This is a genomic window from Blautia sp. KLE_1732_HM_1032 (assembly GCF_025147905.1).
Classification (GTDB): domain Bacteria; phylum Bacillota; class Clostridia; order Lachnospirales; family Lachnospiraceae; genus Blautia_A; species Blautia_A fusiformis.
The window spans coordinates 3437365-3449912 of the sequence record NZ_CP102266.1 but is presented as its reverse complement, the minus strand read 5'-3'; the positions used below and the strand labels follow the sequence as shown (position 1 = coordinate 3449912).

Here is a 12548-nt window from a genome sequence, read left to right as displayed (position 1 = left end):
GAAAAAGAATGGCCTATCAGATTGATTATGCGTATACATGTCACACCGGAAAGGTGAGGACAAATAATGAGGATAATTTCTGGTGCTGCGGAGTGCGCCTGCCGGTGCACAACCAGGGGGTTGACGGAATCCTGGCAGGTCATACACAGCACTGGCAGCTTCCAATGCTGGCTGTTTTTGACGGCATGGGCGGAGAAAGCTGCGGTGAAATGGCAGCTTCTGCAGCTGTGGAAGCGCTGGGAGGCTTCTATGAAGAAAACAAAAAGACCCTGAAAAAAGAGCCTGTGGTTTTTCTGACAGGAGCCTGCGAAAATATGAATGAGGCAGTATGTCGCTACAGCAATGAAAACCGTATCAGAAGCATGGGAACAACCATGGCACTTTTGTCTTTCAGCGAAAAGGCAATCTATGCCTGCAACCTTGGGGATAGCCGTATCTACCGTCATTTTCAGGGGAAGTTCCAGCAGATTTCCACGGACCATGTGATCGGCGGAAAAATGCTGGGAAAAGCTCCGCTGACGCAGTATCTGGGCTTCCAGGAAGAAAACATGGCACTGGAGCCTTCTATCGTGGAGATCGGTTATCAGCCGGGAAGCTCGTATCTGATCTGTTCAGATGGAGTGACAGACATGCTTTCTGATCAGGAGCTTCAGAAGATCCTTGACGGGACAGAAACCGCAGAAGAAAAAGTAGGTAAGATCCTGGAACAGGCATTGGAAAGAGGCGGCAGAGATAATGTGACACTGGTCCTTGCACAGATCAGCGGCTATGAAGAAAAAAATATTCTCAAACGCTGGGCAGAGCGCCACAGTACCGGACGGTAATAAACCGGGGAGTAAGAAAAGGGATAAGGAGAAAATTTGCGATGAGAAATCGAATGCAGGATCTTGATTTTGAACAGACAGTTGCCTTCGATTCAGTGAAGGATTTTGAATTTACAAGAAAGGCGGCACAGAAGTTCCGCCAGGTTGTCAGTCTGGATTCCTTTGAGGATGAGGATGCAGATGTTATTTTTCATTATCTTTACAAGGAGATGGAACTGGTTTCCTTTGGTGACTATCTGAAACGATATGTGTATGAGCGTGCAGAGCTTGAGGAGCCTTTTTCCCAGGTGCCGCAGGAAGTCTACAGAGAGATCGTTGTGGAATCCTTCAAGGAAACCTACACACCGAAATCCATGTCACCTACATCAGCCAAGCTGAGTTCTCTGGTGAATAACTGGCTGACTCAGGCATCTGTGAAGCGTGAAACAGTTTTTCTGCTGGGGTTCGGACTTCGGATGAGTACAGAGGATGTTTCAGATTTTCTGACCCGGGTGCTTCGTGAGCAGGATTTTGATTTCCATAATCCGGAAGAAGTGATCTACTGGTATTGTTACCGGAATCATCTTGGCTATTATAAAGCGGAGGAATATAAAGAAACCTACAAACAGATGACTCCGGTGGAAAAAAAGACCGGAGAGATCGTGTATGGCACAGGGCTTTGTCTGGACAGTGAAGAAAAGCTTCTGGAATATCTGGCTTTTCTGAAAGGAAGACATGATGATCCGAAATCAGAGAAGAGCCAGGCTTTTCAGGAATTTATGATCCTTCTGGAGCGGGCAAGGAAGATCATTGCAGCCATGTATCAGGAAGATGAGGAAGAAAACGGTGGCAAAAAGATCTGGAAGCCTGAGAATATCAGTGCTTCGGATCTGGAAAAGGTTATCTGCAGCGGGATCCCCATTAATAAAATGGGAAATCTCAAAAAGATGTCCGCATCCATTCTGGCAAAGCATTTCAGCCAGAAGCGCTTCAGCCGCCAGAGGATCAACAATATCCTGAACCATAAATTTCCGGTGGAGCGGTTTGATCTGATCACGCTGGAGTTTTTTGTGATCTCTCAGGAGATGGCAGAGGATGATCCGTATACGAGATATCGCCATTTCCTGGAGGAGATCCAGGAGATCCTGGCCCGCTGCGAAATGAGTGAGATCTACATAGTGAATCCATATGAGTGCTTTCTTCTGATGTGCCTGCTGACAGACTGTCCGCTGGCAGTATTTTCCGAGATTTGGGAAAAATCCTATGAAGAGGGAGAAGAAAAGAACTGAAAAAAGGATGATGCGTTTCGGTGACGCATCATCCTTTTTTTTGTGTGCGCCCGGCGGCGCACGTTTCTAACGGGTGCAAGTCCCGAATCCGCCTGGTAGTGGGAAGGATATAGCCGAAGGCAAGGGTGTCCATCGTGAGGTGGAATCTGAAGGAAGCCGGATGTGGGAATAAACTAACCACGGGCAAATCTCTGGTCTGACGAACAGAAATCACATATAAGGTTTTGCATGAGGGTAAGGCTGCACAACAAGTCAAAGCCCAATAACTACACGGAATCATGCGGAATAGATGTGGCAGATAGATGGAGAGAAAGAAGCGTGTGATACCCGGGGAGGTCTGCGCGACATGCCTCGAAAGAGGTAACCACTGCCAAAAGCAGTGCTGAACGCACAGAAGTCAGCAGAGGTCATAGTAGCCGAGAGGTGAAGGACTGAATCAATAGGAGTCTCAAGTATGACCCGGAAAGGAGAAATGAGCAGATGGATGCAGAAAACAAGGAAAGCTGCTTGCAGAGAGATAGCGCGGAACGTAAAGGGTATGTAAGAGCGCACCGCTCATTCAACCGGATATGGAAAGAAAGGGACAGTGCAGAGCCGGATATCTTAGGTAAGATACTGAATAAGGACAACCTAAACAGAGCTTACAAAAGAGTGAAGGCAAACAAGGGAGCGCCGGGAGTAGATGGGATGACCATTGAAGAGGCGTTCCAGTGGATAAAGGAACATAACCACGAACTGACAGAACAGATTCGAAAGGGGCATTATACCCCATCGCCTGTGAGACGAGTGGAAATTCCCAAATCAGACGGAGGAGTACGAAAACTTGGTATTCCGACTGTCATAGACCGTATCATCCAACAGGCAATGTCACAACAGCTGATACCGATTTATGAGCCAAAGTTTTCGGATGGAAGTTTCGGATATCGTCCGGGACGGAGTGCGAAAGACGCAGTTCAGAGGATAGAGGAGTATGCAGAACAGGGATATACAAAAGCAGTAGTCCTAGACCTGTCAAAGTATTTCGATACACTGAACCATGAGTTACTTGTAAATATCCTGCGCAGAGATGTAAAGGATGAACGTGTAATACAGATGATAAAGAGGTATCTTAGAAGTGGAGTGATGGAAAACGGTGTAGTCATTAAGACGGAAGAAGGATCACCACAGGGAGGAAATCTCTCCCCACTGTTAGCCAATGTATATCTTAACGAGTTTGACCAGGAGTTCAACAAAAGAGGAGTACCGTGCATTCGCTATGCAGATGATATCGTATTGCTAGCGAAGAGCGAACGTGCATCCGAACGGTTGTTGGAAAGCAGTACGAAATATCTGGAAGGGACACTGAAACTAAAGGTGAACCGAGAGAAAAGTCGTACGGTCAGTGTGTTTGCAATAAGAAATTTTAAGTACCTTGGCTTCTGTTTCGGGAAGAGCGGAAAAGGAATCTATGTCCGTGTCCATGGAAAGTCATGGAAGAAAGCCAAGGAGAAGCTGAGAAAGCTCACTTCCCGGAGCAGGTGCGGAAGTATAGTAAAGACCATGGAACGTATAAAAGAATATATGCGAGGATGGCTGAACTATTACAGTATGGCAGACATGAAAAACAACGTCGAAAGGCTGAACAGGTGGCTGTATCGAAGGATACGAATGTGTATCTGGAAACAGTGGAAACTGCCAAAGACACGAAAACGGAAGCTGATGGGGTTGGGAATGCCAGAATGGGCAGCCTGTGAAGGAGCCTACAGCCGAAAAGCTTATTGGAGAATGGCAAATGCAGGAGTGGTCAAACGAGCACTAACAAAAGAAAGACTGATAAACTGGGGCTTTTATGATTTAGCCACAGCCTATCAGTCCATGCACGTCAACTATTGAAACCGCCGTGTACCGAGCGGTATGCACGGTGGTGTGAGAGGACGGCGGTTAGTCACCGCCTCCTACTCGATCCGATCCGGTAAGTCTGTTATTTTGCTTTTCCGGTTTTTACCGCACTTGCAGGTCCGGTCTTTACCTTCCTGTTTACTGTGCGGTATGGAACCAGTCTGTAGCTATATGTAACATTTTTTGCTGTCTTAAATGTATAGCTGGTATTTTTGGAAGAAATAGTTTTTACTTTTTTGAAGGAACCATTTCCTTTTTTCTGATAGATGACATAGCCGGTTGCTCCGGAAATCTTTTTCCAGGAAAGTGTCTGTTTTCCTTTGAGGGTTTTAAGCTTTGTGGACGGACGGAGCAGATTCGGTTTCACAGTCACTGCTTTGGAAGCTGGACTGTAAATATAACCGGAGGATGTTTTTTTGCTTGCACGGATCACGTAAGAATATTTATTTCCGATAGTGATCTTTGTGTCTTTGTATGAAGTAGTATTTGCGTTTAAAGTTTTGATCTTTGCGTATTTTCCGGAATTTGTTTTTCTGTAGAGAATATAGTTCCGGGCATTGTTTATACGGTTCCAGCGGAGCGTACAGCTGTTCCAGGAGGCAGAGGCCTTAATTGACGGTGCAGTTAATTTCGTGATCACAGGAGCCGGAGTGCCAGATGGCATTGGAGCCGGAGTGCCAGATGGCATTGGAGCCGGGGTAGTGGATGGCTTCGGAACTGGAGTGGCAGTAGGCTTCGGAGTCGGGGTAGCAGTAGGCTTCGGAGTTGGAGTGCTCGTTGGTGCCGGAGCAGATATTTTAAAGGTTAGGGACTGACTTGAAAAATAATTGTTGATTCCTGTAACCGTTACGGAGCCAGTGCCGGTTTTGGCGTTATCTTTCCAGGTAAGGATATAATCCGTGCCTTCCTGAAGCGTGTCCGAGCCGTATTTTACGGTAGGCTTCGGAGTTACTGCATTGCCGTTGAAGATCTGTTCCGGAATATCCGAAAGATCGCAAAGCTTTACAGATGTCATATGCCTTGAACCGGAATAATTCTGCTTATAGGAAAGTGAAAAATCCAGGATCTCATTGCTGGAGGAATAGTATACAGAAGTAATGCGAAAATCATCAGAGGTCAGTTGTGTGCCATTATAGGTGATGACCAGGTTATTTCGCAGATAAGAGGTTACACTTTCACTTTTGCAGTTTGGATCTGCCAGTTGGATGGTCTCACCGGAGAGCTTCAGTGGATTGATGGTGAAGTATTTGGAAAAACCGCTTCTGTAAATGCCGATACCGGTTATATGGACACGAGGTCTGTTGGTTCTGGAACTTGCCATGGTGTTATCATAATAAGAAAGGGTATAATCAACATCTTTCTTTAAAGTAACACCATTTAATGTGACCGTTGGCTCCGGCTTGAATTCTTTGCCAGGAGCATATTCATAATCCGGGATATCACCAATCTCAGCTTCCGTGATCGGGGTAAGGTCGATGTAGAAATATTTATTATTTTCACCGGTGAAATTTCCCTTACCGGAAACAGTAACATAAGCGTTTCCCTGCTGGGCATTGTTATGCCAGGAGAGTGTATAATCTACATTTTCTGTCAGGGTTATACCATTCCAGGTGACAGTGGGCTTCGGAGTTAGTGGAGTTCCGGTATACAGATAGGAGGACTGGGAAAAATCAATCTCTGCCTGAGAGAGATTGATCTGCCAGATACCGAAATTATTCGTCAGAGTTCCGGAATAAAGGCCAAGACCTGTGATCGTGAAAGTTCCCACACCGCTGTTCTGATTGTGGGAGAAAGAAATCGTATAATCTTTTCCCTCAGTCAGCGTACGACCATGGAATTTTAGTTCAGGAGAAAAAGTAATGGGACTTCCGGTATAGTTCCAGGAACTTGTATAGCGCAGAGAAGTCTCTCTGGAATTTTCCAGATCATAGTATGCATTGAGATCTGCAGACAGTGTTTTGTCCGGGCAGGATTTCAGTGTGGCAGAAACCGTAGTGGTTCCTCTGCTTTTCAGTCGGATAACACCGCTCTGATCCACAGTGGCAATGGAAGGATCTCCGGTTGACCATGTGAAAGAAGCTGGGTCAAGGCTGGAACTCATATAGCTGAATCCATTACAGGTTATATAGATAGCCAGTGTTTTCTGTTCTTCTGTGAATGTGATCGGAGAAGCTTCGTTGAAATGGATATTTATCAGCTTTGGAAGCACGGAAATAACAGGTGACACAGTCTGATTGGCAGGCTGTGTGCAGGCTTCTGTTGCGTGAGAAGAAAAGCACTGGATCCAGTAGAGATGACCGTTCTGTGAGTAGCAGCCGATTCCGGCAGAAACATTTTTGGAATTCATGATGTTCGTGTAATGTCCGGAAGATTCGATCCATGATTCCATAACTTCTTCAGGAGTTCCCTGGTTGATCGCAAGATTTTCACTTGGATCCTCAAAATAAGGAAAGGCTGAAAAACAGATGGAACCATTGGGACGGGTATGACTGGCGCAAACGGTCAGTTCTTCTGCTCTGGTCATGGCGCATTCCAGAAGGTTCTTATCCATAGTGACAGGATTCCGGTTCTTTTTGGCACGTTCCTGATTTACCAGATCAAGGACCTGGTAAGCATAATCATAGCGGCGGATACCCTGACTGAGTTTCAGCTGGACAGCAGTCTGGTCAGAGGCAGCCTGCACACGGACAATGTTGCCCGGCGCCAGCAGAAGAAGCAGAAGCAATAGCGCAGGCCATAATAAGTATCTTGTTTTTTTCTCTTTTGTCTGGTTCATGATGTTTTCCTTCCCAATATAAAATGAAGATAGTTTCTTTTGTTATTCGTTATAGTATCCATAGATCGCACGGCTGTCCTGTGCGATGGTGTTCTGTGCAGCAGAGGTATCGTTAAGATCCTGTGACATAAAGCAGACTACCAGGTCGATCCCCTTTGCAGTGTCATAGATGATGCCGGCATCGTTTTCTACGTGATCCAGTTCACCGGTTTTGTTGGCAACCTTTACCTCGGAAGGCATCTGAGCCGGGATCTTGTTTTTCCTGGTCTGCATTTTCAGAAGACGATACATATATTCGGCTCCTGCCAGAGTATCGTTGTTATCGGTAGCAGTACCCTTGTCGATCTGATAGATGGTCTTCAGAAATTTTCCACAATCCTTTGCGGAAGTGTAGTTATCCCCATTGGAATTATCTGCAAGAAGAAGACGTCCCATGGAAGTGCTGGTGTATCCGTGATCCTGACAGAATTTATTCACACGGGCCATTCCGGCTGCGTCATCCCCGCCGCCAAGATAATTGACAAGTGTATTGGCAGCATTATTGTCGCTGACTGTGATCATGGAGTTCAGTGCATTGTCCAGCTGATCCTTGCTGTATTTGGAGGAAAGACTGTCATAATCTTCATATACGGCACCCATGATATAGAGCTTGATCAGGCTGGCAGCCTGCATCTGCTGATCGTTGATGGTACCTTCGGTATTTTTTGCAAGATTGCATACATATACGGACCAGGTTCCGTTATCGGTGGGAAGAAGAGACTGTACCTGGTTCAGAAGGTTGTCCATGCTGGAATCCGAATTGTCTGTGAAAGTGCTTCCGCTGGATGGGGAAAGAGTTCCTTCTTCCTGAGTGGAAGAAGAACTGTCCTTGCTGCCAGAAGCTTCGGAAGAATCGGAGGCTGCAGATGTATCTGTGGATTCTTCCTGTGCGGAAGGACCCTGGACCTCAGCTGAAGATGCTGCGGCAGCAGCGCTGGAAACGGTAGGATCATCAGGATAAAGAGCATCCAGCTGATCGGCTTTGCTGCTGAGCTCAGCGGCAGAATCAGAAACCTCCTGCACACTTTTCTGCAGCTTGTTAACTTTTGTCTGGAGAGATGCAAGCTTGTCCAGGGAGCGGACATTCAGTGCCCCAAGTCCTGCCAGTGCGATGACAAGCACTGCGATCACAATATACAGAAATGTATTTTTTTTCATATATAAACAAACTCCTTTTTATTATTGGAAATAAGCATCGATTCCATTGGCGATCCCTTCTGCCATAGTCTGTTGGAAGGAGGAATCCGCCATTTTCAGATCATCGCTCTGGTTGGTCATAAATCCCATTTCCACAATCGTCACCGGGATCGTGCTCCAGTTAATACCTGTCATGGAATCTGTGTAGATGATCCCGCGGTTCTGGAAGCCGGTAGCTGCGCAGTAGGAATCCACAATGCATTTGGATAGTTTGTTGGAACTGTCATAGAGACTGGAAACATAAGGATTCTGCTGGGACGGACACATGGTCAGAGCACCGGAGACATCTGCAGAATCATCTCCGTTTGCATGGATACGGACACAGATCTCCGCACCCTGGGAAGCGACCAGCTCTGCACGCTCCTTGTTGCTGATAGCGGTATCATTGTCTGTCCTTGTCATTATTACCTGGTATCCACGCTGTTCCAGGATATCCCTAAGCAGAAGAGAAACGTCCAGATTCAGCTGATACTCCGGGAGACCGCTGAAGGAGCCTCTGGTTCCGGTGGAAGCCTTGGCCTTCATGGTGGAGGAACCGGGGCCGTTCGGCTCTGTGGCGCTCATATCAACATTTTCACTCTGATGTCCGGGATCGATCCCGACGATATGGCCGTTGTTGGAAGCAGAAGAGGTATCATTACCGCCATCGGTGAATCCTTCACCACCGGCTTCACTGAAAACAGAGGGTTTGGTCGTTTTCTGACTGTTTTCGGATTCCGGTGCCCGTTCATGTTCACCAGTGTTGTTTTTGACAGCTTTTTCTGTCTGTGCCCGCTGCTGCAGGTATTTGTTGGCTGCCTGTTTCTTTTCGATCTTGGCTGTATAAAGTTCGATATCCTCTTTCATGGATTTTTGCTTTTTCTGGACCGGTTTGATCACGGAGGCCATTTTCTGGTCAACGGCATCGATCTTCCGGTAGGTTTTATAGCTGAGTCCAAAAAGCAGTCCAATACAGATAAGACCCGTCAGAAACAGGACGATCGCCATCAGATGAGGCTTTTTTTCCATAAAAATACGTCCTTTCTTGGTGGGTGTTTGCATTTGTAAATATTATAAATAAGGAGATAGGAAAAAGCAATTGTGAAATTGGGCTTGACAACAGGGGAAAATATGATACTATATATGTAAAATAATTATATATAAAAATTTTATATATAAAATAATTACATAAAGAGGTGAGCGTATGTATTACTATCCGGTATCAGCTGTGCTGACAGAATGTCTGATCCTTTCTGTTGTGGAACAGCAGGATTCCTACGGATATGAGATCAGCCAGACTGTAAAGATGGTTGCATCCATCAAGGAGTCTACCCTGTATCCCATCCTGCGGAAGCTGGAGACAGGTGGTTATCTTACAACGTATTCCCAAGAGTTCCAGGGCAGGAAGCGAAAGTATTATTCCATCACAGAAGCCGGGCGTGATCAGCTGGAATATTTGAGGAAAGAGTGGAGAGAATACCGCGATACTATAGACGATATTGTGGAAGGGAGACTTCGAAAATGACAAGAAAAGAGTATATGGAGCAGCTGAAGAAATATCTGAAGCGGCTTCCAAAAGAAGATTATGACAATGCCATTGAGTATTTTTCGGAATACTTCGATGAGGCTGGACCTGAGAATGAACAGCAGGTTATGGAAGAACTGGGACAGCCTAAAGAGGCGGCAAGGGAACTGCTTCTGAACCTTTTACAGGAGAGTGTTGGTGACAGTAAAGACATCACCGAGGAAAAAACAGCAGCTTTGCCGGCAGCAGGTTCATATTACGGAGATAGCTCCCATGCACATAGCCGGACAGATTCAGGAAACCTGAGTACAACAGGGTACAGTACATCCGCAGGAAAGAAGCGTTCTCCCGGAAAGATCATTCTTCTCGCATTTCTGGTGATCTGTGCATCGCCGGTGAGCATTGCGCTGCTGTTTGCAGGCCTTGCAGTACTGGCAGCAGTGGTGCTTGTCATCGCAGCAGTGATCTTTTCCATGGCAGTTACAGGTGTATCAGCAATTGCCGGAGGTATCGTGCTCACAGGTTTCGGCATGACATTGATCGCAAGATCTCTGGCAGCAGCCTGCATGATGGTCGGCAGTGGATTTCTGATGGCAGGTGCGGGAATCCTCGTTGGAGTACTTACCATATATATATGTAAATGGTGTGCAATGGGAATCGGCCGTCTGGTTAACAGACTTGTAAGAAAGAAGGTGCATAAAAATGAATAAGATTGCAAAAACAGTGCTGATGACAGGTACAGCACTCTGTGTAGCGGGAGTTGTTCTTTCCACAGCAGGATATTTTGCAGGGGGAAAAGATTTCACATATACTTCAGATCATATGTATGTATCCGGAGGAAATTCTTCCAGTCGTAAAAATCTTACAGTAATGAAAAAAGAACAGATTGATGATTTTACGAAGCTGAATGTGGATTTTGAGGATTTTGATCTGGATATCCGTACCTCAGATGATGACCATTATTATATGGAATATAAGCTTGAGAAAAACGGGAGGAAAAATCCTCTGACCTGGAAGGATAAGGATGGAGAGCTCACGCTTGAGGAGCCTGCAGGCGGCAGTGGAAGTTATTATATAACCTATGATCTGGGGATATTCTCTACACATGCGGATCTGACAGAAAAGAAAGATGCATTGAATACGGTGGTTCTTTATATTCCGGAGAAGGCACAGCTTTCCGAAGCGGAGCTTCAGCTTTCCGACGGGGATCTTGCTGCCGATCAGCTTTTGTGTAAAGAAATGACCTTGGAACTTCTCAGTGGAGATCTGATGCTGGATAAGGGCGAGTTCGAAAAGTTTGATGCAAAGCTTTCCGACGGGGATCTGAATGTAAAAGAACTTCAATGTACAGATAACATGCAGCTGAAATCCGGAAACGGAGATGTGACCATAAAAAAGGCAGAGCTTGCAGATGGGCAGATAGCTCTCAGCGACGGAGATATTCAGATAGACAACAGCAGCTTTAACGGAGATATGAAGATCAATAGCTCCTGCGGTGATGTTTCTGTAGAAATGAAGAACGGCAGTGCAGAGAAAACCAATATTTATCTGAAAACTGCAGACGGAGATGTGGACACGGAGGGGCTTTCCAGGGGAAAAACCGACAATGAGGAAGACACCTCTGTTTATGAGAACAAGGCCGGTGCTTCAGCACCGACTTTAAATGTGGAATGCAGCGATGGGGATATTACATTAACAGAATCTGAAAAATAAAGAATATGAATATCCGTCTGACTATGCATCTGCTTGTAAAAATCCTAAAAAAGAATAAATGAAATTATATGAAGCGCAGGGGTTTTTCCGGAGAAAAATTCCTGTGTTTTTTGGCTGAAATGTATTGACAAATCCCTGTACTATGATATAATTCAATCAAATCACAGAAAACATATATAGTTACTAGGAAATAAGGAAATGGACATAAAGGAAATAAGGAGGATATCATCATGGGTAAAATTTACGGAAGCGCACTGGAACTGATCGGAAACACACCGCTTGTAGAGGTTAAGAACGTAGAGAAATCTGAGGGACTTGAGGCTACAGTACTTGCCAAGCTTGAGTATTTTAACCCGGCAGGAAGCGTTAAGGACAGAATCGGTAAGGCAATGATCGAGGATGCAGAGCAGAAAGGTGTCCTGAAACCAGGCGCAACCATTATCGAGCCAACATCCGGTAACACAGGAATCGGACTTGCAGCCATCGCAGCTGCCAAGGGCTATAAGACGATCCTCACCATGCCGGAGACCATGAGTGTTGAGAGAAGAAACATCCTGAAGGCATATGGTGCAGAGGTGGTTCTCACAGACGGAGCCAAGGGAATGAAGGGGGCCATTGCCAAGGCAGAAGAGCTTGCCAAGGAGATTCCGGGAAGCTTCATTCCAGGACAGTTTGAGAACCCGGCTAACCCGAAAGCACATGCGGCAACAACAGGTCCTGAGATCTGGAATGACACAGACGGAAAGGTAGACATTTTTGTGGCAGGTGTCGGCACAGGCGGAACGATCACAGGTACAGGTGAGTACCTGAAGAGCCAGAATCCGAATGTGAAGGTAGTTGCTGTTGAGCCTGCAACTTCTCCTGTACTTTCTGAGGGAAAAGCAGGCCCGCATAAGATCCAGGGTATCGGCGCAGGTTTTGTTCCGGACACACTTGACACCAAGGTTTATGACGAGATCATCCCGGTAGAGAATGAGGATGCATTTGAAACATCCAAACTCCTTACCAAGAAAGAGGGAATCCTTACAGGAATTTCCTCCGGTGCAGCTCTCTATGCTGCGATCCAGCTTGCAAAACGCCCGGAGAACAAGGGGAAAGTGATCGTAGCACTTCTTCCGGACAGTGGAGACCGTTACTACTCCACACCACTGTTTACAAAATAATCGATCCGAAGACCGCTTCTTTTGCCCCGAAGCGTGATCCTGCGGGATTATTTACGGCGCTCCTGAATGCCTGTCCAAGCAGGCTGCCGGAGCGCCGGTTTTATTCTTGATTTCATCGAATTAAGTAAGCCCTCTGTGGGGCTGCGGTTATTGTTCACTGGTAAGGTCCTGCGAAAAGCAATAAGC

The 12548-nt window shown here is 46.1% G+C and carries 10 protein-coding genes; 7 read left to right on the top strand and 3 right to left on the bottom strand.

Going from position 1 to position 12548, the window contains the following annotated elements:
* The first annotated feature begins 8 nt into the window (after positions 1-8).
* The 3 genes from NQ489_RS16265 (at position 9) to ltrA (ending at position 3964) form a co-directional block, all read left to right on the top strand.
* Positions 9-824, top strand: coding sequence for a PP2C family protein-serine/threonine phosphatase (locus NQ489_RS16265; RefSeq protein ID WP_021652196.1), 816 nt, complete (start codon positions 9-11; stop codon positions 822-824).
* A gap of 41 nt (positions 825-865) precedes the next feature.
* A complete protein-coding gene (locus NQ489_RS16260) occupies positions 866-2092 on the top strand; it encodes a hypothetical protein (RefSeq protein ID WP_015526296.1) in 1227 nt (408 codons plus the stop codon).
* A 480-nt stretch (positions 2093-2572) separates the two neighbouring features.
* Positions 2573-3964 (top strand): group II intron reverse transcriptase/maturase, encoded by a 1392-nt coding sequence (gene ltrA, locus NQ489_RS16255; RefSeq protein ID WP_021650934.1) that lies wholly within the window; start codon positions 2573-2575, stop codon positions 3962-3964.
* Between the two features lie 88 nt (positions 3965-4052).
* Here ltrA and NQ489_RS16250 read toward each other — a convergent pair whose 3' ends face one another.
* From NQ489_RS16250 to NQ489_RS16240, 3 genes are read right to left on the bottom strand one after another with little or no spacing between them, the layout of a single operon-like run.
* Positions 4053-6746: a CAP domain-containing protein gene (locus NQ489_RS16250; protein ID WP_021652484.1), complete on the bottom strand. Its 2694-nt coding sequence runs from the start codon at positions 6744-6746 to the stop codon at positions 4053-4055.
* 42 nt (positions 6747-6788) lie between these two features.
* The gene (locus NQ489_RS16245; RefSeq protein ID WP_021652483.1) at positions 6789-7943 is read right to left on the bottom strand and encodes a serine hydrolase; all 1155 of its coding nucleotides are present in this window, start codon (positions 7941-7943) and stop codon (positions 6789-6791) included.
* Positions 7944-7964: 21 nt separating this feature from the next.
* The gene (locus tag NQ489_RS16240) at positions 7965-8990 is read right to left on the bottom strand and encodes an N-acetylmuramoyl-L-alanine amidase family protein (protein WP_227945550.1); all 1026 of its coding nucleotides are present in this window, start codon (positions 8988-8990) and stop codon (positions 7965-7967) included.
* Between the two features lie 175 nt (positions 8991-9165).
* On the opposite strand from NQ489_RS16240, the gene NQ489_RS16235 reads away from it, so the two are divergent.
* From NQ489_RS16235 to cysK, 4 genes are all read left to right on the top strand, one after another.
* Positions 9166-9486, top strand: coding sequence for a PadR family transcriptional regulator (locus NQ489_RS16235; RefSeq protein WP_021652481.1), 321 nt, complete (start codon positions 9166-9168; stop codon positions 9484-9486).
* Positions 9483-10196: a DUF1700 domain-containing protein gene (locus NQ489_RS16230; protein WP_021652480.1), complete on the top strand. Its 714-nt coding sequence runs from the start codon at positions 9483-9485 to the stop codon at positions 10194-10196. Before NQ489_RS16235 ends, NQ489_RS16230 begins: the two co-directional genes overlap by 4 nt.
* Positions 10189-11199 (top strand): DUF4097 family beta strand repeat-containing protein, encoded by a 1011-nt coding sequence (locus NQ489_RS16225; protein ID WP_021652479.1) that lies wholly within the window; start codon positions 10189-10191, stop codon positions 11197-11199. Before NQ489_RS16230 ends, NQ489_RS16225 begins: the two co-directional genes overlap by 8 nt.
* A gap of 230 nt (positions 11200-11429) precedes the next feature.
* A complete protein-coding gene (cysK, locus tag NQ489_RS16220; RefSeq protein WP_015526291.1) occupies positions 11430-12362 on the top strand; it encodes a cysteine synthase A in 933 nt (310 codons plus the stop codon).
* Positions 12363-12548 lie beyond the last annotated feature (186 nt).

What these genes read in the sequence shown, in the direction of transcription:
- NQ489_RS16265 (WP_021652196.1), top strand. Translation starts at nt 9, where the DNA reads ATGGCCTATCAGATTGATTATGCGTATACATGTCACACCGGAAAGGTG.
- NQ489_RS16260 (WP_015526296.1), top strand. Translation starts at nt 866, where the DNA reads ATGAGAAATCGAATGCAGGATCTTGATTTTGAACAGACAGTTGCCTTC.
- ltrA (WP_021650934.1), top strand. Translation starts at nt 2,573, where the DNA reads ATGGATGCAGAAAACAAGGAAAGCTGCTTGCAGAGAGATAGCGCGGAA.
- NQ489_RS16250 (WP_021652484.1), bottom strand. Translation starts at nt 6,746, where the DNA reads ATGAACCAGACAAAAGAGAAAAAAACAAGATACTTATTATGGCCTGCG.
- NQ489_RS16245 (WP_021652483.1), bottom strand. Translation starts at nt 7,943, where the DNA reads ATGAAAAAAAATACATTTCTGTATATTGTGATCGCAGTGCTTGTCATC.
- NQ489_RS16240 (WP_227945550.1), bottom strand. Translation starts at nt 8,990, where the DNA reads ATGGAAAAAAAGCCTCATCTGATGGCGATCGTCCTGTTTCTGACGGGT.
- NQ489_RS16235 (WP_021652481.1), top strand. Translation starts at nt 9,166, where the DNA reads ATGTATTACTATCCGGTATCAGCTGTGCTGACAGAATGTCTGATCCTT.
- NQ489_RS16230 (WP_021652480.1), top strand. Translation starts at nt 9,483, where the DNA reads ATGACAAGAAAAGAGTATATGGAGCAGCTGAAGAAATATCTGAAGCGG.
- NQ489_RS16225 (WP_021652479.1), top strand. Translation starts at nt 10,189, where the DNA reads ATGAATAAGATTGCAAAAACAGTGCTGATGACAGGTACAGCACTCTGT.
- cysK (WP_015526291.1), top strand. Translation starts at nt 11,430, where the DNA reads ATGGGTAAAATTTACGGAAGCGCACTGGAACTGATCGGAAACACACCG.